26 protein-coding genes are annotated in these 26,052 nt (G+C 70.8%); 12 read left to right on the top strand and 14 right to left on the bottom strand.

The genetic code is table 11. From position 1 onward, the window contains the following. Nucleotides 1-67: 67 nt before the first annotated feature. Nucleotides 68-493: an RbsD/FucU family protein gene (locus ACFO3J_RS22745; protein ID WP_386432122.1), complete on the bottom strand. Its 426-nt coding sequence runs from the start codon at nt 491-493 to the stop codon at nt 68-70. A 161-nt stretch (nt 494-654) separates the two neighbouring features. Continuing rightward, a complete protein-coding gene (locus ACFO3J_RS22740) occupies nt 655-1,572 on the bottom strand; it encodes a chitosanase (RefSeq protein WP_386432119.1) in 918 nt (305 codons plus the stop codon). Nucleotides 1,573-1,731: 159 nt separating this feature from the next. Here ACFO3J_RS22740 and ACFO3J_RS22735 point away from each other — a divergent pair, with 159 nt between their 5' ends. Then, a complete protein-coding gene (locus tag ACFO3J_RS22735; RefSeq protein WP_386432117.1) occupies nt 1,732-1,974 on the top strand; it encodes a DUF2277 family protein in 243 nt (80 codons plus the stop codon). Between the two features lie 29 nt (nt 1,975-2,003). Then, nucleotides 2,004-2,444: a PPOX class F420-dependent oxidoreductase gene (locus ACFO3J_RS22730; protein ID WP_386432114.1), complete on the top strand. Its 441-nt coding sequence runs from the start codon at nt 2,004-2,006 to the stop codon at nt 2,442-2,444. A gap of 76 nt (nt 2,445-2,520) precedes the next feature. On the opposite strand, the gene ACFO3J_RS22725 is transcribed toward ACFO3J_RS22730, so the two are convergent. The 3 genes from ACFO3J_RS22725 to ACFO3J_RS22715 all read right to left on the bottom strand — a co-directional run bounded on the left by ACFO3J_RS22725 (nt 2,521) and on the right by ACFO3J_RS22715 (nt 5,737). Beyond that, nucleotides 2,521-3,978: an LCP family protein gene (locus ACFO3J_RS22725; RefSeq protein WP_386432111.1), complete on the bottom strand. Its 1,458-nt coding sequence runs from the start codon at nt 3,976-3,978 to the stop codon at nt 2,521-2,523. 322 nt (nt 3,979-4,300) lie between these two features. Then, on the bottom strand, nt 4,301-4,699 hold the full coding sequence (locus ACFO3J_RS22720; RefSeq protein WP_386432108.1) for an anti-sigma factor antagonist: 399 nt from the start codon (nt 4,697-4,699) through the stop codon (nt 4,301-4,303). Between the two features lie 171 nt (nt 4,700-4,870). Beyond that, the gene (locus ACFO3J_RS22715; protein WP_386432105.1) at nt 4,871-5,737 is read right to left on the bottom strand and encodes a helix-turn-helix domain-containing protein; all 867 of its coding nucleotides are present in this window, start codon (nt 5,735-5,737) and stop codon (nt 4,871-4,873) included. Between the two features lie 201 nt (nt 5,738-5,938). On the opposite strand from ACFO3J_RS22715, the gene ACFO3J_RS22710 reads away from it, so the two are divergent. Further along, entirely contained in the window at nt 5,939-6,400 is a 462-nt protein-coding gene (locus tag ACFO3J_RS22710; protein ID WP_386432102.1) for an ATP-binding protein, read from the top strand. Between the two features lie 99 nt (nt 6,401-6,499). On the opposite strand, the gene ACFO3J_RS22705 is transcribed toward ACFO3J_RS22710, so the two are convergent. Then, on the bottom strand, nt 6,500-6,736 hold the full coding sequence (locus tag ACFO3J_RS22705; RefSeq protein ID WP_386432099.1) for a DUF397 domain-containing protein: 237 nt from the start codon (nt 6,734-6,736) through the stop codon (nt 6,500-6,502). A gap of 279 nt (nt 6,737-7,015) precedes the next feature. Here ACFO3J_RS22705 and metG point away from each other — a divergent pair, with 279 nt between their 5' ends. Genes metG through ACFO3J_RS22690 form a run of 3 tightly spaced genes read left to right on the top strand, consistent with a single transcriptional unit; the run spans nt 7,016 to nt 9,482 of the window. Continuing rightward, nucleotides 7,016-8,764 carry a methionine--tRNA ligase gene (metG, locus tag ACFO3J_RS22700; protein ID WP_386432096.1) on the top strand — a complete coding sequence of 583 codons (1,749 nt, stop codon included), beginning with the start codon at nt 7,016-7,018 and terminating at the stop codon, nt 8,762-8,764. A 59-nt stretch (nt 8,765-8,823) separates the two neighbouring features. Beyond that, complete coding sequence (locus tag ACFO3J_RS22695) at nt 8,824-9,090, top strand: hypothetical protein (protein WP_386432094.1); 267 nt, start codon at nt 8,824-8,826, stop codon at nt 9,088-9,090. Further along, a complete protein-coding gene (locus ACFO3J_RS22690) occupies nt 9,087-9,482 on the top strand; it encodes a type II toxin-antitoxin system VapC family toxin (RefSeq protein ID WP_386432091.1) in 396 nt (131 codons plus the stop codon). The genes ACFO3J_RS22695 and ACFO3J_RS22690 overlap by 4 nt, the downstream gene beginning before the upstream one ends. Before the next feature lie 35 nt (nt 9,483-9,517). Here ACFO3J_RS22690 and ACFO3J_RS22685 read toward each other — a convergent pair whose 3' ends face one another. The 4 genes from ACFO3J_RS22685 to aspS form a co-directional block, all read right to left on the bottom strand. Then, the gene (locus ACFO3J_RS22685; protein ID WP_386432088.1) at nt 9,518-10,309 is read right to left on the bottom strand and encodes a L,D-transpeptidase family protein; all 792 of its coding nucleotides are present in this window, start codon (nt 10,307-10,309) and stop codon (nt 9,518-9,520) included. A 14-nt stretch (nt 10,310-10,323) separates the two neighbouring features. Continuing rightward, nucleotides 10,324-11,232: a hypothetical protein gene (locus ACFO3J_RS22680; protein ID WP_386432085.1), complete on the bottom strand. Its 909-nt coding sequence runs from the start codon at nt 11,230-11,232 to the stop codon at nt 10,324-10,326. Beyond that, nucleotides 11,229-11,741: a SigE family RNA polymerase sigma factor gene (locus ACFO3J_RS22675; protein WP_386432082.1), complete on the bottom strand. Its 513-nt coding sequence runs from the start codon at nt 11,739-11,741 to the stop codon at nt 11,229-11,231. The genes ACFO3J_RS22680 and ACFO3J_RS22675 overlap by 4 nt, the downstream gene beginning before the upstream one ends. 222 nt (nt 11,742-11,963) lie before the next feature. Continuing rightward, nucleotides 11,964-13,730, bottom strand: a complete 1,767-nt coding sequence (gene aspS, locus ACFO3J_RS22670) for an aspartate--tRNA ligase (protein WP_386432079.1) — start codon at nt 13,728-13,730, stop codon at nt 11,964-11,966. A gap of 227 nt (nt 13,731-13,957) precedes the next feature. On the opposite strand from aspS, the gene ACFO3J_RS22665 reads away from it, so the two are divergent. After that, complete coding sequence (locus ACFO3J_RS22665; protein WP_386432076.1) at nt 13,958-15,991, top strand: ATP-binding SpoIIE family protein phosphatase; 2,034 nt, start codon at nt 13,958-13,960, stop codon at nt 15,989-15,991. A 31-nt stretch (nt 15,992-16,022) separates the two neighbouring features. On the opposite strand, the gene ACFO3J_RS22660 is transcribed toward ACFO3J_RS22665, so the two are convergent. Next, on the bottom strand, nt 16,023-16,985 hold the full coding sequence (locus ACFO3J_RS22660; RefSeq protein WP_386432073.1) for a pirin family protein: 963 nt from the start codon (nt 16,983-16,985) through the stop codon (nt 16,023-16,025). A 120-nt stretch (nt 16,986-17,105) separates the two neighbouring features. Beyond that, nucleotides 17,106-17,546, bottom strand: coding sequence for an SseB family protein (locus tag ACFO3J_RS22655; protein WP_386432071.1), 441 nt, complete (start codon nt 17,544-17,546; stop codon nt 17,106-17,108). Nucleotides 17,547-17,772: 226 nt separating this feature from the next. Between ACFO3J_RS22655 and ACFO3J_RS22650 the strand changes: the two genes are divergently transcribed. The 3 genes from ACFO3J_RS22650 to ACFO3J_RS22640 all read left to right on the top strand — a co-directional run bounded on the left by ACFO3J_RS22650 (nt 17,773) and on the right by ACFO3J_RS22640 (nt 21,406). After that, nucleotides 17,773-19,599 carry an acyl-CoA dehydrogenase gene (locus ACFO3J_RS22650; RefSeq protein ID WP_386432068.1) on the top strand — a complete coding sequence of 609 codons (1,827 nt, stop codon included), beginning with the start codon at nt 17,773-17,775 and terminating at the stop codon, nt 19,597-19,599. 102 nt (nt 19,600-19,701) lie between these two features. Further along, complete coding sequence (locus tag ACFO3J_RS22645; RefSeq protein ID WP_386432065.1) at nt 19,702-20,985, top strand: M18 family aminopeptidase; 1,284 nt, start codon at nt 19,702-19,704, stop codon at nt 20,983-20,985. Between the two features lie 175 nt (nt 20,986-21,160). Further along, a complete protein-coding gene (locus ACFO3J_RS22640; protein ID WP_386432063.1) occupies nt 21,161-21,406 on the top strand; it encodes a hypothetical protein in 246 nt (81 codons plus the stop codon). Between the two features lie 33 nt (nt 21,407-21,439). On the opposite strand, the gene ACFO3J_RS22635 is transcribed toward ACFO3J_RS22640, so the two are convergent. Continuing rightward, nucleotides 21,440-23,317, bottom strand: a complete 1,878-nt coding sequence (locus tag ACFO3J_RS22635; protein WP_386432060.1) for an NHL domain-containing thioredoxin family protein — start codon at nt 23,315-23,317, stop codon at nt 21,440-21,442. Between the two features lie 39 nt (nt 23,318-23,356). Between ACFO3J_RS22635 and ACFO3J_RS22630 the strand changes: the two genes are divergently transcribed. Then, entirely contained in the window at nt 23,357-23,875 is a 519-nt protein-coding gene (locus ACFO3J_RS22630) for an LURP-one-related/scramblase family protein (RefSeq protein WP_386432057.1), read from the top strand. A 91-nt stretch (nt 23,876-23,966) separates the two neighbouring features. Here the strand turns inward: ACFO3J_RS22630 and ACFO3J_RS22625 are convergent, their stop codons facing one another. After that, a complete protein-coding gene (locus ACFO3J_RS22625) occupies nt 23,967-24,788 on the bottom strand; it encodes a carbon-nitrogen family hydrolase (protein ID WP_386432054.1) in 822 nt (273 codons plus the stop codon). Between the two features lie 138 nt (nt 24,789-24,926). Here ACFO3J_RS22625 and ACFO3J_RS22620 point away from each other — a divergent pair, with 138 nt between their 5' ends. After that, nucleotides 24,927-25,751: a maleylpyruvate isomerase family mycothiol-dependent enzyme gene (locus ACFO3J_RS22620; RefSeq protein ID WP_386432051.1), complete on the top strand. Its 825-nt coding sequence runs from the start codon at nt 24,927-24,929 to the stop codon at nt 25,749-25,751. The last annotated feature ends 301 nt before the right edge of the window (nt 25,752-26,052 follow it).

Below are 26,052 nucleotides of genomic sequence, written 5' to 3'. Positions count from 1 at the left end.
TCACCGGCACCTTTTGACGCGTACAGCGTAGGCGAAACCGCGGTTGGGCAGCAGTCGGGCGGCGGCGTCAGTCGGCCCGGACGCCGATGGTCAGCAGGAGGTTGGCGTACGTGCGCCGGTCGCCGGTCGCGATGACGAGGGCGGTGTCGGGTCCGCGGGCGGCGTCGTAGAAGGCGAAGCGGTCCAGGCCGTCCAGGGTGCGGCCGGGCAGGGCGGCCCGGAACTCGGCGAAGACGGCCGGTTCGGGCTGTCCGGGCTGCTCCGGCGGCGTCATCACGGCGGCCGCCTCGATCGGGATCGCGTCCACCAGCGCGTCCAGCACTTCCGTGACGAGCATGCGGTCCGGCGAGAGATTGAGGTAGACCCGCTCGGCGGCCGGGTGGGCGCCGGTGGTGTGCGGATAGTGGCCGTCGCTGATCAGCACCCGGGAGCCATGGCCCGCCGAGGCCAGCGCGGCCAGAATCGTCGGGTGGGTCAGCCGGTAGCGCAGCATCGGCGAGGCTCCTTGCGGGGGATCGTGCGGGGATCTTGCGGGGATTGGTGTCCCGCGAACAGCGAGACGTCCGATCTCTACGGATCACCGGCAGCGTAGAGACCGGACGTCGTCCGCGTAAAGCGGCGGGTTGCCGAGCCCCGGCAGGCGCCGGGCGGCTGTTACGGCAGGGTCAGGATCTGGTACGAGTCGCCGTAGGTCTTCCACTTCAGCGGCGGGTCGAGGTTGAGATTGCCCGCCTTGAGGAAGACCCGCTGCTCGGTGTCCACCCGGCTGGTGTCGTCGTGCGCGGCCTCGGTCAGCATCGCGGCCTTGCGCGCGTCGAGGTAGGCGTTGAGATACGTGGTCTCGTCGCCGCCCTGCGCGGGGGTCTTGGCCTTCTTCATGGCCGTCTTGCGGATGCCGCCGAAGCTCACCGAGTCGTCGCCGGGGCCGTGCATGACCATGGCGTCGTAGTAGATGAACTGCCCCAGCGTGCCCAGGCCGTCCGTCTTGGCCTGGTTGACCGCCGGGTTGAAGTACACGCTGTCGCGCTCGTCGTTCTGCGCCTGCTGGAAGACGGTGTCCTTGGCGGCGGTCTTCCAGTCGTTGACGAAGGCGGTGCCCAGACCGGTGTGCGAGTCGGTGCCGTTCACCTTCTGCAGCGCCGGGATGTACTTCGCGAGGATGTTGCCCGGCTTCAGGTCCTGGTAGTGCTGGACCACCTCCAGCATGTCGCCGGTGCCGGAACAGAAACCGATGATGCCGGCGGTGTAGCCGCGGCCGTCGCCGATGTCCTCGATGTACTTGTACTGGGCCTTCCAGTCCAGGGAGGAGTTCTCGGCGGAGCTGACCAGCTCCATCGCGATCTCCTTCTTGTGCGAGTCGGCCAGACCCGTGCCGGTGGCGTTCGGCCGCGCGGCGGCGGCGTGCGCGCCGTGCGCGACCGTGGCCGCGCTGCCGGGAGCGGCCAGCGCCAGCGAGGCGCCGCCCGCGGCCAGTACGCCGGCGGCGGTGATCAGCGCGATGCGGCGGGCGGCCCGGGGACTGCGGTGTTGCCGGGGTGCACCGGACGGGATGGTGTGGGGGGAAGGCTGCATGTGCGTCTCCGTTCAGGGGGAGGCTCAACTGCCCAGTTAGGAAAGCTTCCTAACCAATGCGGAGTATTGAAGCATCACCGGGCCCGCACGCCAAGGGGGGCCGGGGAGCGACCCCCGGCTCCCCTTCGCCAGCGGGCCGGGAGCGACGACACTGGGGGTATGTGCCGAAGCATCAAGACCCTGCGCGCGCCGATGACCCCCGAGGTCCACGACGAGGACATCCGGGCCGCCGCGCTCCAGTACGTCCGCAAGATCTCCGGGTTCCGCGAGCCCGCCGCCCACAACCGCGAGGCCTTCGACGCGGCGGTCGAAGCGGTGGCCGCCGCCACCGCCGACCTGCTGGACACCCTGGAGGTCCGCGGCGCGACTGCGGCCCGGCGGACACCCGCCAAGACCGGCTGACCGCCCGGACACCGCCTAGCCTGGCGGTCATGGAGCTCATGACCGCCACCCAGTGGCGCACGTTCGTGTCCACCGGTACCCGTACCGGGAAGTTCGCCGTCCAGCGCAAGGACGGACGCCCCCATGTGACGCCCGTCTGGTTCGTGCTGGACGAGACCGATCCGGACGACGTCCGGGTGATCGTCAACACCGGGCAGGACTCGCTCAAGGGCAAGGCGCTGCGCCGCGACCCGCACTTCGCACTGTGCGTGGACGACCAGGAGCCGCCCTACTCCTTCGTGCTGCTGGAGTGCACCGCCGAGCTGATCGAGGACCTGGTGGAGCTGGAGGCGTGGGCCACCAGGATCGGCGCGCGCTACATGGGCGAGGAGCGGGCCGCGGAGTTCGGCGCGCGCAACGCCGTACCGACCGAGTATCTGATCCGCGCCCGGATCGACAAGGTCACCGCCCACGCGCATCTGGCCGATTAGCGCCGCTCAGCGCCGGAGGGCCGCCGGGGTCGCCGGGGGTTGGCCGGGGGTCGCCGACCGTAGCCGGCGGCGACCCTCACCCGTAGGACAGCTTCGAGCAGGGGTCGGCGTCCGCGCTGCGGGCCTGCTGGGTGAGGGTGGTCGGCAGCGGTTTGGGCGCGGCCGTGGCGGCGGTCTTCGCGAAGTCCTGGCCGACGACGAGATTGATGCCGGAGATGTTCAGCGGCTCCAGCTGGGCGCCCGGGAAGAGCTGGGCGAGCGTCTTGGCGTGGGCCGCGTCGGCCGAACCGTACTCGACGACGGTGGTGGCGTGGTCCTGGCTCTTCGCGGTGGTGGTGCCGCTGACCGTGAAGTCCTTGGCCTTCAGCTGGTCGGCGGCCTTGCCGGCCAGGCCGTCGGTGGTGGTGCCGTTGAAGACCTTGACCGTTATGCCGGCGCCGCTGACCGCCGGGGTCGCGGCGGGCTTCGGGGCGGGCTTGCCGGAGGCGTTGACGCCTTCCAGGGTCCGGTCGGCGCGCAGCTCGGCGAAGAGGTTGTCGACGTCGGGGTGGACCAGGTCGATCCGGGCGCCGGCGTACTTCCAGGGGGCGGTGATGAACTGGATGTTCTTCAGGTCGATGTTCTTCAGCGACAGGCCGAAGGACATCAGCTTGGCGGCGCTGCCCAGCCCCGGGTCCACCGTCAGCGACTTGGTGGCCGCATTGGCCAGCGGCAGCAGCGTGGTCGGGTTCATGCCCTCGCCCTTGACCTTGCTGATCAGCGCGGACAGGAAGGCCTGCTGCCGCAGCATCCGGCCGACGTCGGAGTTGTCACCGACCCCGTGCCGTACCCGTACGTAGTCCAGCGCCTGCTGGCCGGACAGATTCTGCATGCCCTTGGCCAGCACGATCTTGCCCTGGTAGCCGAGGTTGGGGTTCATGTCCCCCTGGTAGATGTTGTTCGGCACGCAGACGTCGACGCCGTGCACCGCGCTGGTCATGGCCGCGAAGCCGGCGAAGTCGACGACCATGGTGTGGTCCACGCGCAGCCCGGTCAGCTTCTCGATGGTGTTCTGGGTGCAGGCCGGGTTGCCCTTGGCGGTGTCGCCCATGGAGAAGGCCGAATTGAACTGGGCGTTCGGCTGGTCCGGCGACCACTTGCCGTCGGGCAGCAGGCAGGGGGGTATGTCGACCAGCGAATCGCGGGGTATCGAGACGCCCACCGCGTGCTTGTGGTCGGGATAGACGTGCAGCAGGATCGTGGTGTCCGAGCGGCCGATGGGGCCGGAGGCGGACCCGCCGAGCTTGCCGTTCTCGCCGGCCCTGGAGTCGGAGCCGATGAGCAGGACGTTCTCCGGCTTGTCGCCGTTGGCGTCCGCCGGGGCGGGGGTGGGGCGGTTCTTGCTGAGCCCGGCGGCGTTGAAGGTGTCGATATTGGCGTTCAGCTTCAGGTAGATCGCACCCGCGCCACCGGCCAGCAGGACGACCAGGGACGCGACTATCCCGATCACCCACCGCTTACGGCTGCGCGCGCGTTTGCGCCCACGAACGCCCATTTCCCAACCTTCGGTCCAGTGGCCCCCCACGCACGACGAAGCCCAACGTTTACCAGGTGTTCCGGGCGAAATGTATGACGGCGGTCACATCAACCGCTCTTCGCCCAGGCTGGCCACTGTACGCCGCCGGAATATGGACCACCGGTTACCGGGAATGTGAGAAGAGTGACGCAGCGAGCGGTCTTTCCGGCATTTACGAATTCAATACCCAGTCAACTCACAGGAACTGAACGGGGAGTTCCGCATTCACCGGCACGCGCCGACACCTGCCGCGCCGACCCAGCGCCGAGCCGCACCGCACCGCACCGACCTCAGGGGAGAGCTACGCCTCCAGCGCCTGCTCCAGCGTGCGGACCGGGTGGAAGACGCCCTCCAGGCCGGTCAGGGTGAGCAGTTTGCGGGTCGGCTGATGCGCGCAGACCATGCTGATCCGGCCGCCGCGGTCGACGATCCGGCGGCGGGCCCGTACGAGCAGGGACAGCCCGAAGCAGTCGATGAACTCCAGCGGCCGCAGATCCAGCACCACCTCCAGGGGCGCGGGCCACTGCGCCGCCGCCTCCAGGTGGGTGTCCACGTACTCCGCGGTGCCGAGGTCCAGCTCGCCGCGGAGTTCCACCACGACGACGTCCCGGACCCGGTAGGTGCGCGCGTACGCGGACGGCTGCGGGACCGCGTGGTCGAACCTGCGCGCGCGCTCGGGCGGCTCCCCCTGGTGATACACCCCGTGCTCCCCCTCGTTCCCCGTTCGTCACCCCTCGCGTGACGTGCGGTTACCGTAGCGGCGACGCGGTGCCGCGCGCGCGGCGGCTGGGGAGTTGGGGGGTTGTAATTCACCCGGAGGGATGAAGATCACAAAGGTTTGACCGGGAATGGCCGGTAATCGCCTAGAGGGTCACAGCTCGTCACGACAGGCGATCAGCCAGTCCAGCGACTGGGCGGGCGGCAGCGCCAGCGTGTCCAGCGCGTTCATCGCCTTGGTGTACTCCACCACCTCGTCGTGCTTGTCGATGTAGAGCGCCCCGGTGAGCTGCTCCAGGTAGACCAGGTCGGGCAGATCCGACTCGGGGAAGCTGAGCAGCGTGAAGGCGCCGCCGCCCGCCGCGTGGCCGCCGGTGGCGAAGGGGAGGATGCGCACGTCGACGTTGGGCGCCTCGGCCGCTTCCAGGAGGTGCCGGATCTGACCGCGCATCACTTCACGGCCGCCGAACGGCCGGCGCAGGGCGCCCTCGTCCATCACCGCGACGAAGTGGGGTGCCCGCTCCGATACGAGGAGCTTCTGCCGTTCCAGGCGTAGGCCGACTCGTCTTTCCACCCAGGGTCCGGCCGCCTCGGGGTGACCGAGTCTGATCACCGCCCTGATGTAGTCCTCCGTCTGCAGAAGACCGTGCACGAACTGCACCTCGAAGGTGCGGATGAGAGCCGCCGACTCCTCCAGGCCCACATACGTCTGGAACCAGGTCGGCATCACCTCGCCGTAGCCGTGCCACCAGCCGGCCGCGTTGGCCTCCCGGACGAGTCCGAGCATCGCGAGCCGCTCGCCGCCCTCGGTGACGCCGTACAGCGTCAGCAGGTCGGCGACGTCGCGCTCCTTGAAGCTGACCCGGCCCAGCTCCATGCGGCTGATCTTGGATTCGGAGGCCCGGATCGAGTAGCCCGCGTCCTCCCGGGTGATGCCACGGGACTCACGCAGCCGCCTCAACTGCGCCCCGAGCAGCATTCGTCGCACGATGGACCCGCCTCCCGGCTGCCCTGCGCTCATAGGTCACGCTCCGCCCTTGGTTCATCAGCAGTCTGCCACTAATGGACTGCGCGCAGTACCCATTCAGTCACTCTCCATCGTCACGTGCATCATTCCTTGCAGATGCACGTGCAGACGCTCTTGCATGACCGGGTACCGATCCATGAGCATGGTGGGCGTGGAGATACCTCGGGGGCACGTATGAGGACAGAGGCCGTTGCCGTGCTGGAACCGTTATGGCAAGGCGTGCTCGCGCCCGAGCGACTCGCCGCCACCAACGGGGCCACGTGCGAGCTGCGGGCCCACCTCGAATCGGTGCGCGAGGCACGCCGGTTCACCCGCCTCACGCTGCAGCGCTGGGATCTGACCGGCCTGCGGGACTCCATGGAACTCGTCGCTTCGGAACTGGTGACCAACGCGCTGCGCTACGCGGTGCCGGCCGGCGCCACCGGAGCGCCGGTACGGCTGAGTCTGGTGCGCTGGACGTCCCGGGTGGTCTGCGCGGTGCGCGATCCGAGCGCGGCGGCGCCGATCGCCAAGGACCCGGACTTCGTCGCCGAGACCGGCCGCGGACTGCACCTGGTGGACTCGTTCAGCGAGAACTGGGGCTGGCATCCGCTCACCGGCACCGGGAAGGTCGTCTGGGCGCTTTTCCTCGCGCCGGCGCCGGGCGGAGCCTGTTAGGGCACGCGGGGCGCGTCGGGACCGAATCCCCGACGCGCCAGGACGCACGCCGCTGCGTTTCGTCCCGTATTCAGCCGGATCAGCTGTCCGACAAGGCCGCTACGTCGCGAGATGGTCGAATTCGCCGGCCTTGACGCCGATGATCATCGATTCGATCTCAGCCCGGGTATATATGAGCGCCGGCCCGTCCGGAAAGCGCGAATTGCGCACCGCGACGTCACCGTCGGGCAGCGCCGCGAACTCCATGCACGTGCCATTGGCATTGCTGTGACGGCTCTTCTGCCAGACGACTCCCGTAAGGTCTTCTGCGGCCATTCCATTGTGCGCCCGGCGCATCAGCCACTCCCATAAGTGCCTTGTCTGGTACCGGAGATGATAACTCGTAATCCGGGCACGTGCATGTGCACGTGCATGCGCATGTGCAGTTACACGCGGTGAGCTTCGGGGCTGACCTGCGGACCGGGCCGGAAGGGCGGTCAGGGCATGGCCGGTGCGTAGTCGGGGCGTAACCGCAGGTCGAAAAGGGGCGGCGTATACACCCGTACGGTCCGATACGATATTGACAGTCCGTAGAGGAATTACTCACTCCGCGCAACGAATTGGGAGCAGCCTGCAATGGCTCGTCACCTCATCACCTCAGCCCTGCCCTATATCAACGGGATCAAGCACCTGGGCAACATGGTGGGGTCCATGCTCCCGGCGGACGTGTACGCGCGGTATCTGCGCCAGCGCGGCCACGAAGTGCTCTACATCTGCGCCACCGACGAGCACGGCACCCCGGCGGAACTCGCCGCCAAGGAGGCCGGACTGCCGGTGGACGTCTTCTGCGCCCAGGCGCACGACGCGCAGCGCGCCATCTACGAAGGCTTCGCGCTGTCCTTCGACTACTTCGGCCGCAGCTCCTCGGCGCAGAACCGGGAGATCACCCAGCGCTTCGCCCGCCGGCTGCACGAGAACGGCTTCATCGAGGAGCGGGCGATCCGCCAGGTCTACTCGCTGACCGACGAGCGCTTCCTGCCCGACCGCTACATCGTCGGCACCTGCCCGCACTGCGGCTACGACAAGGCGCGCGGCGACCAGTGCGAGAACTGCACCCGGGTGCTGGACCCCACCGACCTGATCGACGCGCGCTCCGCGATCAGCGGGAGCAGCGCGCTGGAGGTCCGCGAGACCACGCACCTCTTCCTCCTCCAGTCGAAGCTGGCCGGTGAGGTCGAGGCGTGGATCGACGCCAGCAGTTCCGACTGGCCGACCCTGGCGTCCTCGATCGCCCGCAAGTGGCTCACCGAGGGCCTCCAGGACCGGGCGATCACCCGCGACCTCGAATGGGGCGTCCCCGTCCCCGCCGACACCTGGCCGGAGCTGGCCGCCGACGGCAAGGTCTTCTATGTGTGGTTCGACGCGCCGATCGAGTACATCGGTTCCACCAAGGAGTGGTCGGACGCGGCCCCCGAAGGCGAGCAGCGGGACTGGCGCTCCTGGTGGTACGACGCCGACGGCGCCGACGGAGCGGACAACGCGGTGCGCTACACGGAGTTCATGGCCAAGGACAACGTCCCCTTCCACACGGTCATGTTCCCCGCGACCCAGCTCGGCACGCGCGACCCGTGGAAGAAGGTCGACTACGTCAAGGCCTTCAACTGGCTGAACTACTACGGCGGCAAGTTCTCCACCTCGCAGCGGCGCGGCATCTTCACCGACGCGGCGCTCGACCTGCTGCCGGCCGACTACTGGCGCTACTTCCTGATGGCCAACGCGCCCGAGTCCGACGACACCTCCTTCACCTGGGAGCTGTTCGCGTCCTCGGTGAACAAGGATCTGGCGGACACGCTGGGGAACTTCGTCAACCGGGTGCTGTCCTTCTCCCGCAAGCGGTTCGGCGACGAGGTCCCCGGGGGCGCGGCCCCCGGCGCGGTCGAGGTCAAGCTCGGCGAGCAGATCGCCGGGCTGCTGGCCGAATACGAGGGCCACCTGGAGGCGGTCCAGTTCCGCAAGGCCGCGCAGGCGCTGCGGGCACTGTGGAGCGCGGGCAACTCCTACCTGGAGGAGAAGGCGCCCTGGCTGGAGATCAAGACCGACCCCGAGGGCGCGGCGCTCACCCTGCGCACCGCGATGAACCTCATCCACCTCTACGCGATCATCTCCGAGCCCTTCATCCCGGCCTCCGCCGCCGCCATGCGCGCCGCCTTCGACCTCCCCGGCGACAACGCCCCCTGGGCCACCCCGGACGAGGCCCGCACCCTGTCCACCCTCCCGGCCGGCACCCCCTTCACCCTCCCCCCGGTCCTCTTCGCCAAGATCACCGAGGAGGACCTGGCGTCCTACGTGACCCGCTTCGGCGGCGACCCGGACGCGACGGCGTAGCGGGGGCGCGGAGCCTGCGGCCCCGGAACGGAGACCACCATGCATGTAGAATTGCATGCATGGTGGCCCTCCAGATTCGCGACGTGCCCGAAGACCTCCGCGACAAGCTCGCCGCCATAGCGAGCGAACGCGGTCAGTCGCTCCAGGCCTACCTCATCGACCTCGTCAGGGACGAGGTCAGGCGCCGGGACAACTTGGCGGTGCTGCAGCGGTTCTCCGGTGCGTCCTACGGCACCGCGCTCGCGAAGAGCGATGTGCTGGACACGCTGGACGCGGGGCGGGCCGAGCGGGACAGCGGGCTGGGAGTCCAGGGAGGCGGGCGGTGATCGTCGTCGACGCCTCCGTCTTCGCCTTCTCGCTGCTCGACGAGGGGCGGACCGGCGCCGAGTGCCGGACCGCCCTCGCGGCCGACGACCGGTGGATCGCCCCGCAGCACTGGACTGTGGAGGTGCTCTCCGTGATCCGCGGAAACCTGCTCGGCGGCAAGATCGCGCCGGATCACGCCGCCGACGCCGTGGCAGCCCTCTCCCAGTGGGACCCGGTCGTTCCGCTGACCCGTGTCCTGCTGCCCCGGATGTGGGAACTGCGAGGGAACCTCACCGCCTATGACGCGGCCTACGTCGCGGCGGCCGAGGCGTACGAGTGCCCGCTCCTCACCGCCGACGGCCGCATGGCCAGGGCCTCCGGTATCCGCTGCACTGTCGAAGTGCTCGGCTGACGCGGCGGTCCCCGCAGCCGGGATGCCGCGAAGCGTCACCGCGCCAGGTCCGCCGCGTCGCCCATGACCACCACCGGGTGCTGGGCCGGGTTGAGGGTGCGCAGGAGGGTCTTCATGGCGGTCGGGGGGAGGGAGACGCAGCCCTGGGTGGGGCCGCCGTGGTCGACGTGGAGCCAGATGCCGCCGCCGCGGGAGTCGCCGAGGGGGCGCGTCCAGTCGCGGGGGGAAGTACCGGGCTCGCGGTTGTAGTTGATGGCGATGACGTAGTCGAAGGCGCCGCGCAGGGACTCGCCGTGGAAGCCGGTGCCGCCGACGGTGAAGCCGATCGGGGCGTGGTCGTAGCTGAGCTTCGTACCCGGGTCGGTGAGCCGGCCGCCCGCGTCGGTGAGGGTGAAGACGCCGATCGGGGAGCGGAGGTCACCGGTGTGGTGGTCGTCGGTCCAGCCGCGCAGCGCGTTGTGGGCCTGCCAGGTGGCGGCGGCCGGCACCCAGCCCGCGGTGTCGTCGTAGCGGTAGAAGGTCACTTTCGAGTTCGCGGAGTCGCGGCCGTCGCCGGTGACCAGCACCGCCTGCCGGGCGCCGGCCGGGATCTCGGCCAGTGTGCGGGGGCCCACACCGGGCAGCGCGGCCGGGACCGGCGCGTGAGAGGTCACAGGCAGCGGCGCCGAGCGTCCGGCCCTGCCCCCCACCTGGGTGCTCAGCGGGCCCTGGTCGGCCACCCGCGAGGGCCGCGCTCCCGCGGCTGATCCGGCGCAGCCGGCCAGCAGAGTCGCGGAGGCGGCCAGCAGGACGGCGGCGATGGTGCCGCGGCGGCGGGCTATGCGCATGTCGGACGGGCCTTTCAGCTGAATTCGGCGGTCAGGAGCATGTCCCGGACGCGCGCCGTTAGGGAGGGGGTGGGACCGGCCAGGCAGACCGTCGCCTCGATCACCACGTCGGAGCCGGCACCGTCGACGATCAGCGAGCCCCACTGGGTGGTGCCGCCCACGGTCCGGCAGGCCTCGACCGGTGGCTCGGCGCTGAGCTGCCGCGCCATCTGCCGGAATTTGTCGGCCATCAGCCCGTTGTGCCTCACCTGGAGCATCATCAGCACGCCGCTCCCGGGGTGAAGCCGGTACGCGAGCGGGGTGCAGAAGTCGTCCAGCGCGTGGGCGCAGCCGTTCTCGGGCAGGCCGAGCGGTTGGGAGGAGACGAAGTCGGTGTCGGCGCCGGCCGGCTGGAGGCTGGACCAGCCCGCCGGCAGCCGCAGCGACAGCCCGGTCAGCCCGGGGAAGCCAGTGCGCCGGTACGGGTACGAGATCGGGGTGGTGGGCGTGGGCGGGTCGGTGGCGAGCCGTCCGGGCGCCGTGCCACTGGCCGACGGGCCGGCCGGGACGCTGTCCGAGGCGGGAGGCGCGAGCGTGGTGACGCGCGCCCCGGTCGCTGCGACGGTGGGCGCGGCGGACGTGTCGCCGCCGGTACGCACACCGGGCAGCAGCAGGCCGGCCGCCGCGACCACCAGCACGGCGGCCACCGACAGCCCGGCGGCGCGGCGCCGGGTGCGGCGCCGGACCCGTTCCCGCACCCGCTCCAACCGCTGCGCCGGGGAGGGCAGGTGCGGAACGGCGCGCTCCAGCAGGACGCGCAGCTCGTCCTCGCCGGGGAGTTCGCCGGTGACCTTCCAGGAGCCGTCGCCGGCGCCCGCCGCGGTCGCGTACCCGTCGTATCCGTCGTACGCGTCGTGCGTGTCGTATCCGTCCCGGCCGCTCATCGCCGCTCACCTCCTCCCCGTACGGCCGCGGTGGCCGGCAGCCGGTCCCGCAGTGTGCGCAGCGCCTTGGACGCCTGGCTCTTCACGGTGCCCTCCGAGCAGCCCAGCACCTGCGCGGTCTCGGCCACGCTCAGGTCCTCGAAGAAGCGCAGCACGACCACCGCCCGCTGCCGGGGCGGCAGGGACCGGATGGCCGCGGCCAGCGCCTGCTCCAAGTCGACATCCGCGAAGGGGTCCGCGATCGCGGCCCGGTCCGGCAGGTTGTCGCCGTGCGGCACCTCCCCGCGCCATTTGCGGCGCCACCACGAGGCATGCGTGTGGACCAGGGCCTTGCGGACATACGCCTCGGGGTTCTCGTCCGCGATCCGGCCCCACTTGGGCCAGACCCTGGCCAGTACGGTCTGCAGCAGATCCTCGGCCAGGTGCGCGTCGCCGGTGAGCAGCCAGGCGACCCGGAGCAGCCTCGGCCCGCGAGCCGCGACGAACTCCTCGAATCCGGCTGTGCCCACCGCCCACCTCTTCTTCTCCCACAGTGCTCCAACGCGACGGGACGGCCACCGGGTTGCCTCACCCCGGCCGGCCTCCGCAAACGCGCCGCCCGCAAACAGAACACCGGCGGAGCCGAAAGGCGGCGCCGCCGGTGTTCGAAAGGCTGGAGGGGCTGGAGGGACTGGAGAAGGTGGAGAAGCCGGAGGGGCGGTGCGGGGCCGGGGACCCGGGAAGGCCCCTGGTCAGCTTTTCGGGTTGGGCTTGCGCAGCGACAGGTGCAGCTCCCGCAGCCGCGCCTCGCCGACCTCCGAGGGCGCCCCCATCAGCAGGTCCTGCGCGTTCTGGTTCAGCGGGAAGGCGATGGTCTCGCGGATGTTGGGCTCGTCCGCCAGCAGCATGACCATGCGGTCCACGCCCGGGGCGATCCCGCCGTGCGGCGGGGCGCCGAAGTGGAAGGCGCGCAGCATGCCGCCGAACTCGGCCTCCACGGTCTCCCGGCTGTATCCGGCGATCTCGAACGCCTTGTACATCACGGCCGGTTCGTGGTTGCGAATGGCGCCGGACGACAGCTCCACGCCGTTGCACACGATGTCGTACTGCCAGGCCAGGATGTCCAGCGGGTCCTTGGTCTCCAGCGCCTCCAGGCCGCCCTGCGGCATGGAGAACGGGTTGTGCGAGAACTCGATGCCGCCGGTGTCCTCGTTCCGCTCGAACATCGGGAAGTCGACGATCCAGCAGAAGCGGAAGACGTTCTCCTCGAACTGGCCGGTGCGGCGGGCCGCCTCGACCCGGACCGGGCCCATGATCTTGCTGACCTCGTCGAACTCCCCGGCGCCGAAGAAGATCGCGGTGCCCGGCTTGGCGCCGACCGCGCCGGTCAGCGCCGCGATGTCCTCCTCGGTGAGGAACTTCGCGATCGGACCGGTGAGCGCGTTGTCGTCGCCGACGCGGACCCAGGCCAGGCCCTTGGCGCCGAGCGAGACCGCGTACTCGCCGAGCGAGTCGAAGAACTTGCGCGGCTGGTCGGCGGTGTCCGGCACGGCCAGCGCCCGGACGTGCTTGCCGGCGAACGCCTTGAAGCCGGAGTCGGCGAACACCGCCGAGACGTCGACCAGTTCGAGCTGGGTCCGCAGGTCCGGCTTGTCGTTGCCGTACTTGACCATCGACTCGCGGAACGGGATGCGCGGGAACGGCGAGGTGACGGTGCGGCCGCCGCCCAGCTCGGTGAACAGGTCCGTCATCACCTTCTCGATGACGCCGAACACGTCCTCCTGCTCGACGAAGCTCATCTCGACGTCGAGCTGGTAGAACTCGCCGGGCGAGCGGTCGGCGCGGGAGTCCTCGTCGCGGAAGCAGGGCGCGATCTGGAAGTAGCGGTCGAAGCCGGAGATCATCAGCAGCTGCTTGAACTGCTGCGGTGCCTGCGGCAGCGCGTAGAACTTGCCGGGGTGCACCCGGGAGGGCACCAGGAAGTCGCGGGCGCCCTCGGGGGAGGTCGCCGACAGGATCGGGGTCGCCATCTCGTTGAACCCCAGGGCGGTCATCTCGCGGCGCAGGAAGGAGATGACCTGGGTGCGCAGCATCAGGTTGCGGTGCATGCGCTGGCGGCGCAGGTCCAGGAAGCGGTTGGTGAGCCGCATCTCCTCGTTGGCGTTGTCCTCCGGGAAGACCGGGAAGGGGAGCGGGTCGGCGGCGCCCAGCACCTCCAGGGACGTCACCTCGACCTCGACCTCGCCGGTGGGCAGCTCCGGGTTGATGTTCTCCCGCGAGCGGGCGACCACCTGCCCGTCGACCCGGACCACCGACTCCTTGGACTGGCTGCTGAGCTGCTCGTACACCGCCGAGCCGGGGCGGACCACGAGCTGGGTGAAGCCGTAGTGGTCGCGCAGGTCGACGAAGAGGATGCCGCCCAGGTCGCGGCGATTGTGCAGCCAGCCGGACAGGCGGACGTCGGTGCCGACGTCGGTGGCGCGCAGCTCACCGCAGGTGTGGGACCGGTACCGATGCATCTCTCGTCCAAGTCGTCAGGTCGTCAGCTGTCAGGTCGCCGGGGGGAGCGCCCGCCCGGCAGCGCCGCCCGGGCCACCTGGAAGGCGAAACCGGGGATCGGTGCCGGAGAGCGTTACCACTGAGCCCGCACAGCTTACCGGCGCCCCGGCCGCCTCCCCCATCGGTTATCACAGGCTCCGCCCGGGTACGCTCGCCCATATCATCCCAAGCCTCATAAACTGGCCGAATGCGCACCGAGGACGTCCTGGCCGCCGTGGGGTACGGCATGTGGCAGTGGGACGAATCGACCGGCGAGGTCACGGTCGACGACCGCGCCGCCGGGCTGCTCGGACTGTCCGGCGGGGGCGGCGTCCACCGGTCGTCCGAAGTGCGTGCCTGTCTGCACGCCGCCGACTATGTGACGCTGGTCAGCGCGATCTCGCTGGCGAGCGCCGAGGGCACGGTCGCCGAGTCGCTGCTGCGGGTGGTCGGCGCCGACGGCGCGGTGGACCGCACCGTCCGGGTCCGGCTGCGTCCGCAGGGCACGCTGCTCAGCGGCAGCGTGCACGAGGTGCGCGGCCGGCAGCAGGGCGCCGCGCCCACCCGTGACGTGCGGCGCTCCCGGGAGGCGTTCCTGCTGGACGCGGGGCGCGCGCTGGCCGAGGCCGATTCCACCGCCGATGTGCTGCGGGTGGCGGCCGGCCTGTCGATGCCCGGCTTCTCGCCCGACGGGCTGGCCGTCTTCGGCCGCGAGGGCGACCACCTGACCGTCATCGGGCACTACGGGCAGAAGATGCCCGACACCTTCCCGCCGGAGATGCCGCTGACCACCGGCTATCCCGCCACCGAGGTGATCCGCACCGGCCAGGCCGTCTATCTGCCCACCCCCGAGGCGTACGAGCAGGCGTATCCGACCACCTGGCCGCTGGTGAAGATCTTCGGCCGGTCCTCCTGGGCGTTCCTGCCGCTGACGGTGGCCGGCGCCACCATCGGGGTGTGGATGGCGGCCTTCCGCGAGCAGGTGGAGTTCACCTCCGACGAGCGGTCGGTGCTCACCACCGTGGCCCGGATGATGGCGCAGGCGCTGGCCCGGGCCGGGCTGCACGAATCCGAGCGGGCGCTGTCCGACGGGCTCCAGCAGACGATGATGCCGGCCAGCCGGCCCGCCATCGAGGGCATGGCGGTGGCGGCGCGCTATGTCCCGACCGGCGGCGGCCTCCAGGTCGGCGGCGACTGGTACGACGTGATCGACCTGCCGTCCGGCCGCACCGCGATCGTCATCGGCGACGTCCAGGGCCATGACGTACGGGCGGCCGGCCTCATGGGACAGCTGAAGATCGCCCTGCGGGCGTACGCGGCCGAGGGCCACCGGCCGGACGCGGTGCTGTCCCGGACCTCCCGCTTTCTCGAAGGCCTGTCCGACGACGGCGACCCGGCGGACGTACGGTTCGCGACCTGCCTGTATCTGGAGGTCGATCCCGGAGCCGGCACCCTGGAAGTGGTGCGCGCCGGGCATCCGGAGCCGTGCGTCCGGCTGGGCGACGGCACCACCATCGTCCGCCGCACCGACGGCGGGCCGCCGCTGGGCGTGGAGCCGGACTCCGACTACCCGACCACCCGGCTCTCCCTCGAACCCAATGAGGTGCTGCTGCTGTGCACCGACGGCCTGATCGAGACCGGCGGCCACGATCTGGAGACCGGCTGGGACCGCCTGAGCGGGGTGCTGGAGGCCGGTCCCTCGGAGGATCTGGAGGCGCTGGCCGACTCGCTGATCCAGGCCGTGCACGGACCGCCGTCGCACAGCGCCACCGGACCGCTCGCCGACCGCCGCGAGGACGACATCGCCCTGGTGCTGCTGCGCCGCGACCCGGAGGGCCCCACCGCGGCCGTCCCGGTGCGCCGCACGGTGCTGACGGTGCCGCAGGCCGACCCCGGCCTGATCCGCGGCGCGCGCGACGACATCCGCGCGCTGCTCCACGACTGGGTCTCCGAGGACCAGTTGGAGACCGCGGCGCTGCTGGTCTCCGAAGTGGTCACCAATGTCCTGGTGCACACCGACGAGGACGCGACCTTGATCGCCCAGGTCACCGGCCTGGCCGGCACCCGCCGCCTGCATGTGGAGGTCGGCGACCGCTCGGACGACATGCCGCACCGCCGCTCCCCCGGCGAGCTGGCCTCCAGTGGCCGCGGCCTGCTGCTGATGGAGGAGCTGGCGGACGCCTGGGGGGTGGACCCGCGCGGGGAGGGGAAGTCGATCTGGTTCGAGCTCTACGAGGCGTAGAGCCCGTGGCGGCCCGGGCCGGGCGGGGCGCTCAGCGGCCGAGCGGCGAGTCCGCGGGGATCGAGCCGAGCCGGCCCGCCTGGAAGTCCTCGAAGGCCTGGGCGAGTTCGGCGTGGGTGTTCATCACGAAGGGGCCGTACTGCATCATCGGCTCGCGGATCGGCCGGCCGCCCAGCAGGACGACCTCGAAGTTGGGCGAGCGGGATTCCTGGGTCTCGTCGGCACGGATGGTGAGGGCGTCGCCCTTGCCGAAGACGACCGACTGGCCCATCCGGAAGGGGCGGGACGCGGGGCCGGCGAAGCCGCGGCCCGCCATGCCGTAGGCGAGGGCGTTGAAGTCCTCGCGCCAGGGCAGCGTGACCTCGGCGCCCGGGTTCAGCGACAGGTGCAGCATGGTGATCGGGGTGTGGGTGGCGCCGGGGCCCCGGTGCCCGCCGAGGTCGCCGGCGATCACCCGGATCAGGGCGCCGCCGTCGCCGGAGGTGAGCAGCTTCAGGCCGCCGGCCCGGATGTCCTGGTACTTGGGCGGCATCATCTTGTCGGCCTTGGGGAGGTTCACCCACAGCTGGAGCCCGTGGAACAGGCCGCCGCTGGTGACCAGCGACTCCGGCGGGGTCTCGATGTGCAGCAGCCCGGAGCCGGCCGTCATCCACTGGGTGTCGCCGTTGGTGATCGTGCCGCCACCGCCGTGCGAGTCCTGGTGTATGAAGGTGCCGTCCATGATGTAGGTGACGGTCTCGAAGCCGCGGTGCGGGTGCCAGGGCGTGCCCTTGGGCTCTCCGGGCGCGTACTCCACCTCACCCATCTGGTCCATCATGATGAACGGGTCGAGGTGCCGGTAGTCGATGCCCGCGAAGGCGCGGCGGACCGGGAAGCCCTCGCCCTCCAGGCCGCTCGGCGCGGTGGTGACGGTCAGGGCCGGACGCACCTGGGCATCGGTCGCTGCGGTCACCCGCGGCAGGGTCAGCGGGTTCTCTACGGTCACGGCGGGCATGACGGCCTCCTTGGGTGATGCTCTGCGGTCAATGTAGTTGAAGGCTGAACATCTAGCAAGGTGTGACTATTCCGTCACCCACCGGACAGGCTCGCCGGGACCCGGCCCCGGCACCGGGGATCAGCCGTACATCCGCCGCATGGTGAAGTCGATCATCTGCTCCACGGCCTTGGCGTCGAACACCATCCGGTGCTGCCCGTCGATGTCGAGCACGAAGCCGTAGCCGGTCGGCAGCAGGTCGAGCACCTCGGCACCGGTGATCACGAAGTACTTGGACTCCTTGCCCGCGTAGCGCCGCAGCTCCTTGAGGGTGCTGAACATCGGGATGACCGGCTGCTGGGTGTCGTGCAGGGCCAGGAAGCCGGGATTCTCACCGCGCGGACAGTAGACCTTGGACGTGGTGAAGATCGCCTGGAAGTCCTCGGCCGCCAGCGATCCGGTGGTGAAGGCCCGTACCGCGTCGGACAGCGACGGCGGGGAGGGCTCCGGATAACCGGTGGCCGCCTCCTGGTAAGGGGGTGACGGCTCGGGATAGCCGCCGCCCATGGGTGCGGCACCCATCGGGCCGCCGGGTCCAGCGTTCACACTCTGCTCGTGGCCGTACACCCGCCCAGCCTAACGAAGGGCGGGCCCGGGAAGAGGAAAGCGTCACATCGGGCCGGCGGGGGTTGCGCCTTATTACCGACGGGTAGCATGATTTCGTCAGGCAGCACCGCGCGCCACCCCTCGCCTCCACCTCACCATCTCTCCTTCTTTGAGACAGCAGCAGCGATACGGAGCCGTCCTCATGGGCCACTACAAGTCGAACCTCCGCGACATCGAGTTCAACCTCTTCGAGGTGCTCGGGCGCGACCAGCTCTACGGCACGGGTCCGTTCGCGGAGATGGACGTGGACACCGCGAAGGAGATCCTCGGCGAACTGGCGCGCCTGGCCGAGAACGAGCTGGCCGCGTCGTACGCCGACGCCGACCGCAACCCCCCGGTCTTCGACCCGGCGACCGGCACCGCGCCGGTCCCCGCCTCCTTCAAGAAGAGCTACCAGGCGTTCATGGACGCCGGTTACTGGCGGCTCGGCCTGCCCGAGGAGATCGGCGGCACCACCGCGCCGCGCTCCCTGATCTGGTCCTACGCCGAACTGGTGCTCGGCTCCAACCCGGCCATCTGGATGTACTCCTCGGGCCCCGCCTTCGCCGGCATCCTCTACGACGAGGGCACCGAGGAGCAGCGGAAGATCGCCGCCCTCGCGGTGGAGAAGGAGTGGGGCTCCACCATGGTGCTCACCGAGCCGGACGCCGGCTCGGACGTCGGCGCCGGCCGCACCCGCGCGGTGCGGCAGGAGGACGGCAGCTGGCACATCGAGGGTGTCAAGCGCTTCATCACCTCGGGCGAGCACGACATGGCGGAGAACATCATCCATTACGTGCTGGCCCGCCCCGAGGGCGCCGGCCCCGGCACCAAGGGCCTGTCGCTGTTCATGGTGCCCAAGTTCGAGTTCGACGTCGCCACCGGCGAGCTGGGCGCGCGCAACGGCGTCTACGCCACCAACGTCGAGCACAAGATGGGCCTGAAGGCGTCCAACACCTGCGAGCTGACCTTCGGCGACAAGCACCCGGCCAAGGGCTGGCTGATCGGCGACAAGCACGACGGCATCCGGCAGATGTTCCGGATCATCGAGTTCGCCCGGATGATGGTCGGCACCAAGGCCATCGCCACCTTGTCGACCGGCTACCTCAACGCGCTGGAGTACGCCAAGGAGCGCGTCCAGGGCCCGGACCTGGCCCAGTTCACCGACAAGGCCGCGCCGAAGGTCACCATCACCCACCACCCCGACGTACGCCGCTCGCTGATGACACAGAAGGCGTACGCCGAGGGCATGCGCGCGCTGGTGCTGCACACCGCCTGCGTCCAGGACGCGATCCAGGTCGCCGAGGCGGCCGGCGAGGACGCGACCGCGCTGCACGGCCTCAACGACCTGCTGCTGCCGATCGTGAAGGGCTACGGCTCGGAGAAGTCCTACGAGCAGCTGGCCCAGTCGCTCCAGACCTTCGGCGGCTCCGGCTACCTCCAGGAGTACCCGGTCGAGCAGTACATCCGCGACGCCAAGATCGACACGCTGTACGAGGGCACCACCGCGATCCAGGGCCAGGACTACTTCTTCCGGAAGATCGTCCGCGACCAGGGGCAGGCGCTGACCGCGCTCAGCGAGGAGATCAAGAAGTTCCTCGCCGAGGCGACCGGCGGCGAGGAACTGGCCGCCGCCCGCGAGCAGCTCGCCAAGGCCGCAGTGGACCTGGAGGGGATCGTCGGCGCCATGCTGACCGATCTGGCCGCCACCGAGCAGGATGTGCGCTCCATCTACAAGGTGGGCCTCAACTCCACCCGGCTGCTGCTCGCCTCGGGCGATGTCGTCATCGCCTATCTGCTGCTGCGGGGCGCGGGCGTGGCCGCCGACAAGCTGCCGGACGCCTCCGCCAAGGACAAGGCCTTCTACACCGGCAAGATCGCCGCGGCGAAGTTCTTCGCCACCGAGATCCTGCCGGGAGTGGGGGTGCAGCGGGCCATCGCGGAAGCGGTCACGCTCGGTGTGATGGACCTGCCCGAAGAGGCGTTCTGACCCGCTGAGCCGCCCGCGCGGCGTCCCGCCGGCTCCGCGCGGCACGACGGTGTTCCGTCACCCCCGAGGTGGCGGAACACCGTCTTTCCTATGCTGGCGGGTATGAGCCACCAGCCGCGTACGTTCGACCGATCCCACACCGCCGACCTGGCCTCTTTCGTGCAGGCCGGCCCCTCCCCGTATCACGCCGTGGCCACCGCGGCCGACCGGCTGGAGCGGGCCGGATTCCACCGGGTCGCCGAGACCGAGGCGTGGGAAGGCGGCAGCGGTGGCCGGTACGTCCTGCGGGGCGGCGCCCTCATCGCCTGGTACGTGCCGGAGGGCGCCCAGCCGCAGACGCCGTTCCGGGTGGTCGGCGCGCACACCGACTCGCCGAATCTGCGGGTCAAGCCGCGCCCCGACATGGGCAAGGCCGGCTGGCGCCAGGTCGCGGTGGAGCTCTACGGCGGCCCGCTGCTCAACAGCTGGCTCGACCGCGACCTGGGCCTGGCCGGCCGGCTGTCGCTGCGCGACGGCACCACCCGGCTGGTGAACATCGACCGCCCGCTGCTGCGCGTCGCCCAGCTCGCCATCCACCTCGACCGCTCGGTCAACGACGGCCTCACCCTCGACAAGCAGCGCCACCTCCAGCCGCTGTGGGGCCTGGGCGACGCGGAGGACGGCGACCTGATCGCCTTCGTGGCCGCCGAGGCCGGGGTGGCCGCCGACGACGTCACGGGCTGGGACCTGATGACCCACGATGTGCAGCCGCCCGCCTTCCTCGGCCGCGACGGCGAACTCCTGGCCTCCCCCCGGCTGGACAACCTGCTCTCGGTCCACGCCGGCCTGGCCGCCCTGACCGCGGTCACCGACGCGGCGCACATCCCCGTACTGGCCGCCTTCGACCACGAGGAGACCGGCAGCGAGTCCGACACCGGCGCGAACGGCCCGCTGCTCGGCAACATCCTGGAGCGCTCGGTGCGCTCCCGCGGCGGCGGCTACGAGGAGCGCCTGCGCGCCCTGGCCGGCACCGTCTGCCTGTCCTCCGACGTCAGCCACGCCGTCCACCCCAACTACCCCGAACGCCACGACCCCACCCACCAGCCCCGCGCCAACGGCGGCCCCCTGCTCAAGACCAACGTCAACCAGCGCTACGCCACCGACGGCGCCGGCCGCGCCGTCTTCGCCGCCGCCTGCGAACGCGCCGGCGTCCCCTTCCAGCACTTCGTCTCCAACAACGCGATGCCCTGCGGCACCACCATCGGCCCCATCACCGCCGCCCGCCACGGCATCACCACCATCGACGTCGGCGTCCCCATCCTCTCCATGCACTCCGCCCGCGAACTCTGCGGCGCGGACGACCCCCACCTCCTGGCCACCGCCCTCCACTCCTTCCTGACGAACTGACGGGTTGTCGGGCCGACGGCTGACGTGCCGTCGGCGGCGCCCGGCGCGTGGCGGGGGTTGGCGGCGCGGGCGGGGCGCGGTTGGTGGGGTGAGGGGCTGATTGGATGTCAAGGGGGCGGGAAGGCGGGTGGTTGACACCAGCAGTCGGGTAAGTCGACCAACGGAGGCGGGCACTGTGGGTATCGGAGGCTGCATCATCCTGATCGCGGTCGGAGCGATCGTCACATTCGCCACCGACTGGCACGCGAAGGGCGTGAACGTCGATCTGATCGGTCTGATCATGATGGCCGTCGGCATGATCGGGCTGGCGGCGTACGTGAGCATCTTCAAGCGGCGGCGGATACCGCCGACGGCGGACGGCGATGTGCCGCCCGTCGTCGAGGAGCGGTACTACCCCGGAGAGCGTTACAACCGGTACTGAGTCCGGTACGGAGTCCGGACTCAGCCGGGACGGTCAGCCGGCCGCCGTGTCCATGCCCGCCAGGACCAGGGCGAGCCGGGGGTCCCCGTCCGGGGTGAGCCGGACGGGGACCCCCCAGTCCTGCTGATGGACATGGCAGGCCGGGTACGGATTGGGGTTGTCGGAGTCGTCGACGTCGCAGGACGCCGCCATCGCCGAGACGTGCAGGACGCCCTCGGGCACCGACGGGTCCAGCACCAGGTCGCGGTGGAGGTCCGTGCCGCGGCCCGCGCCCTCCGCGAGGAGTTCCGGCGGGGTGGCGCTGACCAGCAGCCGGGTCGAGGGACCGTAGCGATCGTCCAGTTTCTGGCCGGGCGGCGCGGAGAAGACCACATCGAGGCGGAAGGGGCCGGCGGTGACGCCGGTGGCGTCGCGCCGGGTGCGGTGGGCGACCGCCTCCACCCGTACCGCCTCCTCGGGCAGGTGCATCCGGGTCAGCCGGTGCGCGGCCGACTCCACCACCACGATGTCGCCGTCCACCACGGTCGCGTCCGAGGGCTCGCGCAGCTCGGTGGCCAGGGTGGAGACCTCCCCGGTCGCCGGATCGTAGCGCCGCAGCGCGTTGTTGTACGTGTCGCTGACCGCGACCGAGCCGTCCGGCAGCGCGGTGACGCCCAGCGGGTGCTGGAGCAGCGCCTGTCCGGCCGCGCCGTCGCGGTGGCCGAAGTCGAACAGGCCGGTGCCGACCGCGGTGCGGATGACGTAATCGGCGCCGCCGGTGCCACCGGAGCCATCGACGCTATCGGCGCCGTCCGCCGCCCGCTCGGCCCAGCGCAGCGCCGAGGTCTCGGAGTCGGCGATCCACAGCCGCGGGCCCGCCGCCGACAGCCCGGACGGCTGGGCGAACCACGCGTCGCGCGCGTGCCCGTCGACCAGGCCCTCGTTGGTGGTGCCGGCCGCGACCTCGACCCGGTCGCCGGCGGGGTCGTACGTCCACAACTGGTGCACGCCGGCCATCGCGATCCAGACCCGGTCCTCGAACCACGCCACGTCCCACGGTGAGGACAGGGCCACCTCGCGGGCCCGACCGGAGGCCGGCGAGCCCTGCATCCACTGCTTGCCGGTGCCGGCGACGGTGCCGACCTCGCCGGTCGCCGGGTCGAAGCGGCGCAGCGCGTGGTTGACGGTGTCCGCGACCACGACCGTGCCGTCGGGCAGCAGCGCCAGGCCCTGCGGTTCGCTGAACCGGGCGGTCGCGGCGTCGCCGTCGAGCAGGCCGCGCTCGCCGGTGCCGATCCGCCGGACGACGCTCTCGCCGTCGGCGGCCAGCTCCACCAGGGCGTGCCGGGTGGAGTCGGAGACCAGGAAGTGCCCCGAGCCGGGCAGGGCCAGCACCTTGCCGGGGAAGCGCAGATCGGTGGCCACCGGCTCCGGCGGCACATAGGGGCCGTCGCCGCGCCGCAGCGTGCCCTTGGCGGCGTGCTCATGCTCCAGGGCGGTGACGAGCTTCTCCAGCGCGTGCGCGTGGCCCTCGCCGGCGTGCTGGGCGACGACATATCCCTCGGGGTCGACGACGACCAGCGTGGGCCAGGCCCGCACCGCGTACTGCTTCCAGGACGCCAGCTCCGGGTCGTCCACCACCGGGTGACGCACTCCGTAGCGCTCCACCGCGTCCACCACCGCGCCGTGCTCGGCCTCGTGGGCGAACTTCGGTGAGTGCACGCCCACGATCACCACGGTGTCGCGGTGGCGCTCCTCCAGCTCGCGCAGCTCGTCCAGGACATGCAGGCAGTTCACACAGCAGAAGGTCCAGAAGTCCAGGATCACGATGGATCCGCGCAGGTCGGCCAGGGTGAGCTGTTTTCCGCCGGTGTTCAGCCAGCCGCCCGCGCCGATCAGTTCAGGGGCGCGGACACGTGCACGTGCAGTCATATCCCCATCCAACCGCATCACCCGGGGTAGGCATTCCCCATGAAATATGTGGTGCGGGAGAAGATGTTCGCCATCGGCGACGACTACTGGATCGAGGACGAGCACGGTCGGCGCGCGTTCTACGTCGACGGAAAGGTGATGTCGCTGCGCGGCACCCTGGAGATCCAGGACGCGAGCGGCGGCGTGGTGGCCGTCATCCACAAGAAGCTGGTCAGCCTGCGGGACACCATGCTCATCGAGCGCGAGGGCGAGACGCTGGCCACCGTCAAGAAGAAGCGGCTGACGCTGCTGCACGACGCCTACCGGGCCGAGCTGGCCTCCGGAGAGGAGCTGGAGGTCCGCGGGGACCTCATCGGCAAGGAGTACGACATCGAGTACGAGGGTGGGGGTTCCTCCGCCGAAGGCAGGGGGAGGCTGGCCCGGATCTCCCGCAAGTGGTTCACACTGCGGGACGCGTACGCGATCGACGTGGAGCGGGAGGACGCGGACGCGGGCATGCTGATCGCGGTCGCGGTGTGCGTGGACCGGCTGGTGGAGAAGGAGCACGGCGAGGAGTAGAGGAGTAGCCGTCACGCGGGGACGGCGGACCGGGGCGCGTACGGAGCCAGCCGTGGGCGCCCCGGTCCGCCGGGGACGTACGGCCGGCGGTTCAGCTCCCCGGCAGCGGCGCCGCCCCCGGCGACGGCTCGGGCAGCCCCAGCACCCGGTCCCGCAGCACCGGGAAGTCCACCCGGGTGGACGTCACCCGTGCGGGGTCGAGGTCGACGGTCAGCAGCTGCTCGCCGGGGCCCGCCTCGGCGAGCACCTCGCCCCACGGGTCCACCACCATGCTGTGCCCGGCCTGCTCGATCCCGGCGTGCGTGCCCGCCGTTCCGCAGGCGAGGACGTACGCCTGCGACTCGACGGCCCGCGCCTGGACCAGGATCCGCCAGTGCGCGAGGCGCCGGGCCGGCCAGCCGGCCGGCAGCACGATCACCTGCGCGCCCGCGTCCACCAGCAGCCGGAAGAGTTCGGGGAAGCGCAGGTCGTAGCAGGTGGCCAGGCCGAGCACGGCGTCCGGCAGCCCGGCGGTGACGACACGGTCGCCGGCCGCCATCAGGACGGCCTCGCCCTGGTCGAAGCCGAAGCGGTGGATCTTGCGGTAGACCGCCCGCAGGCCGCCGTCGGGCGCGAAGAGCAGCGAGGTGTTGTAGAGCGGCCCTGCCGGGTCCCGCTCCACGATCGAGCCCGCGTGCAGCCACACGCCGGCCGCCCGCGCGGCGTCGCTCATCGCCGCCGCGGTGGGTCCGCCGTCCACCGGCTCGGCCCGCGAGGCGAAGGAATCAGCGGCGAAGGCGCCGACCGGCCACAGCTCGGGCAGCACCACGAGGTCCGCTCCGGACTGGGCGCGGACCAGCGCCGCCACCCGTTCCCTGCGGTCCCCGACCGTTTCCTCCGGGTCCACGTCGATCTGCACAAGCGTTGCGCGCACCGGGTCACCGCCCATACGTTGGGTCGTCAAGTCGGGCCTACCATCGTCACTCGAAAGCACTGCGTGGGCGCCCGCGCGCAGCGTAACTTAGGCGCCAACCACCACGACCGCGCACCGAATGTCGAGGGGTCCCGTCCCGTGACCGTCCACAGCAAGCTCCAGCCGTACATCGACGCCTGGACCCACTCCATAGAATCCATCAACGAAATGGTCTCGCCGCTGACCGAGGGGGAGTGGAGCCGGCCCACGGACTGCCCCTACTGGTCGGTGCGCGACATCGTCTCCCACATCATCGGCTTCGAGTGCGAGCTGCTCGGCGACCCGCGCCCGATCCACAGCCTGCCCAGTGATCTGCGGCACATCACCAGCGAGACCGCCCGCTACACCGAGGTCCCGGTGGACATCCGCCGCCACCACACCGCGCCCGAGATGACCTCGGAGCTGGAGTACACCATCATCCGCCGCTCCCGTCAGCTGCGGAACGAGACGCGGCAGCCGGACCACGAGGTACGCGCCATCGGCGGCGGCGAGATCACCCTCGAAGAGCAGCTGTGGGCACGGGTCTTCGACGTATGGGTGCACGAGCAGGATCTGCGCCGCGCGCTCGACAAGCCGGGCAACCTGGCGTCCGCCGCGGCCGTGCTGTCCCGGGACCACGTGCTGCGCGCGCTGCCGAAGCTGGTCGCGCACGACGCGGGCGCCAAGCCCGGTTCGGCGGTGGTCTTCGACGTGCACGGGCCGCTGGAGTTCATGCGGACGGTACGGGTCGACGCGGAGGGCCGCGGCAGCATCGACTCGGCGGTCTCGCTCGGACCGGCGGTGACCTTCGTGGTGGACTGGGAGACGTTCGTGCGGCTGCTGGCCGGCCGGGTCAGGCCGGCCGCGGTCTCGGACCGGCTGAAGATCGAGGGCGACCCGGGACTGGCCGAGGCGATCCTGTCGCACATCGCGGTGACCAAGTGAGCCCGGCCGGCGTCCCGGCGGGGCGAACACCCCGGGTGTTCGATTAAGTCCGAATGACGTCCGAAAGACCAGTGGCGTTGCGGCCGTCCGGCGTCATACGGACGGCCGCTTCTCACTTTGGTGACACGCGGTGTCGGCGCGGCCGGTGATGGCACGAGCTGTGATGATCCGGTGACGGTCCGGCGACGAAAGAACGGCATTCTGCCCGAGAAGGCTGAGTTGGGCGAGTAAGGTGTGGCGCAATAACACGCACCCGCACTGCTCGTACGTCAACGTCCCCGGCACGGCGGTGGGTTGTCGG

The sequence above is a fragment of the Streptomyces polygonati genome (assembly GCF_042650325.1).
GTDB classification, from domain to species: Bacteria; Actinomycetota; Actinomycetes; order Streptomycetales; family Streptomycetaceae; genus Actinacidiphila; species Actinacidiphila polygonati.
This window is presented reverse-complemented; position numbering and strand designations above follow the sequence as displayed.

Bases quoted from the DNA above. Each gene is read 5' to 3' on its own strand.
- ACFO3J_RS22685 (WP_386432088.1), bottom strand. From the start codon at position 10,309: ATGCGCATAGCCCGCCGCCGCGGCACCATCGCCGCCGTCCTGCTGGCC.
- ACFO3J_RS22730 (WP_386432114.1), top strand. From the start codon at position 2,004: ATGGAGCTCATGACCGCCACCCAGTGGCGCACGTTCGTGTCCACCGGT.
- ACFO3J_RS22660 (WP_386432073.1), bottom strand. From the start codon at position 16,985: ATGCCCGCCGTGACCGTAGAGAACCCGCTGACCCTGCCGCGGGTGACC.
- ACFO3J_RS22705 (WP_386432099.1), bottom strand. From the start codon at position 6,736: ATGCGCCGGGCGCACAATGGAATGGCCGCAGAAGACCTTACGGGAGTC.
- ACFO3J_RS22650 (WP_386432068.1), top strand. From the start codon at position 17,773: ATGGGCCACTACAAGTCGAACCTCCGCGACATCGAGTTCAACCTCTTC.
- ACFO3J_RS22695 (WP_386432094.1), top strand. From the start codon at position 8,824: ATGGTGGCCCTCCAGATTCGCGACGTGCCCGAAGACCTCCGCGACAAG.
- ACFO3J_RS22645 (WP_386432065.1), top strand. From the start codon at position 19,702: ATGAGCCACCAGCCGCGTACGTTCGACCGATCCCACACCGCCGACCTG.
- ACFO3J_RS22665 (WP_386432076.1), top strand. From the start codon at position 13,958: ATGCGCACCGAGGACGTCCTGGCCGCCGTGGGGTACGGCATGTGGCAG.
- ACFO3J_RS22715 (WP_386432105.1), bottom strand. From the start codon at position 5,737: ATGAGCGCAGGGCAGCCGGGAGGCGGGTCCATCGTGCGACGAATGCTG.
- metG (WP_386432096.1), top strand. From the start codon at position 7,016: ATGGCTCGTCACCTCATCACCTCAGCCCTGCCCTATATCAACGGGATC.
- ACFO3J_RS22635 (WP_386432060.1), bottom strand. From the start codon at position 23,317: ATGACTGCACGTGCACGTGTCCGCGCCCCTGAACTGATCGGCGCGGGC.
- ACFO3J_RS22680 (WP_386432085.1), bottom strand. From the start codon at position 11,232: ATGAGCGGCCGGGACGGATACGACACGCACGACGCGTACGACGGATAC.
- ACFO3J_RS22745 (WP_386432122.1), bottom strand. From the start codon at position 493: ATGCTGCGCTACCGGCTGACCCACCCGACGATTCTGGCCGCGCTGGCC.
- aspS (WP_386432079.1), bottom strand. From the start codon at position 13,730: ATGCATCGGTACCGGTCCCACACCTGCGGTGAGCTGCGCGCCACCGAC.
- ACFO3J_RS22655 (WP_386432071.1), bottom strand. From the start codon at position 17,546: ATGGGTGCCGCACCCATGGGCGGCGGCTATCCCGAGCCGTCACCCCCT.
- ACFO3J_RS22630 (WP_386432057.1), top strand. From the start codon at position 23,357: ATGAAATATGTGGTGCGGGAGAAGATGTTCGCCATCGGCGACGACTAC.
- ACFO3J_RS22735 (WP_386432117.1), top strand. From the start codon at position 1,732: ATGTGCCGAAGCATCAAGACCCTGCGCGCGCCGATGACCCCCGAGGTC.
- ACFO3J_RS22740 (WP_386432119.1), bottom strand. From the start codon at position 1,572: ATGCAGCCTTCCCCCCACACCATCCCGTCCGGTGCACCCCGGCAACAC.
- ACFO3J_RS22725 (WP_386432111.1), bottom strand. From the start codon at position 3,978: ATGGGCGTTCGTGGGCGCAAACGCGCGCGCAGCCGTAAGCGGTGGGTG.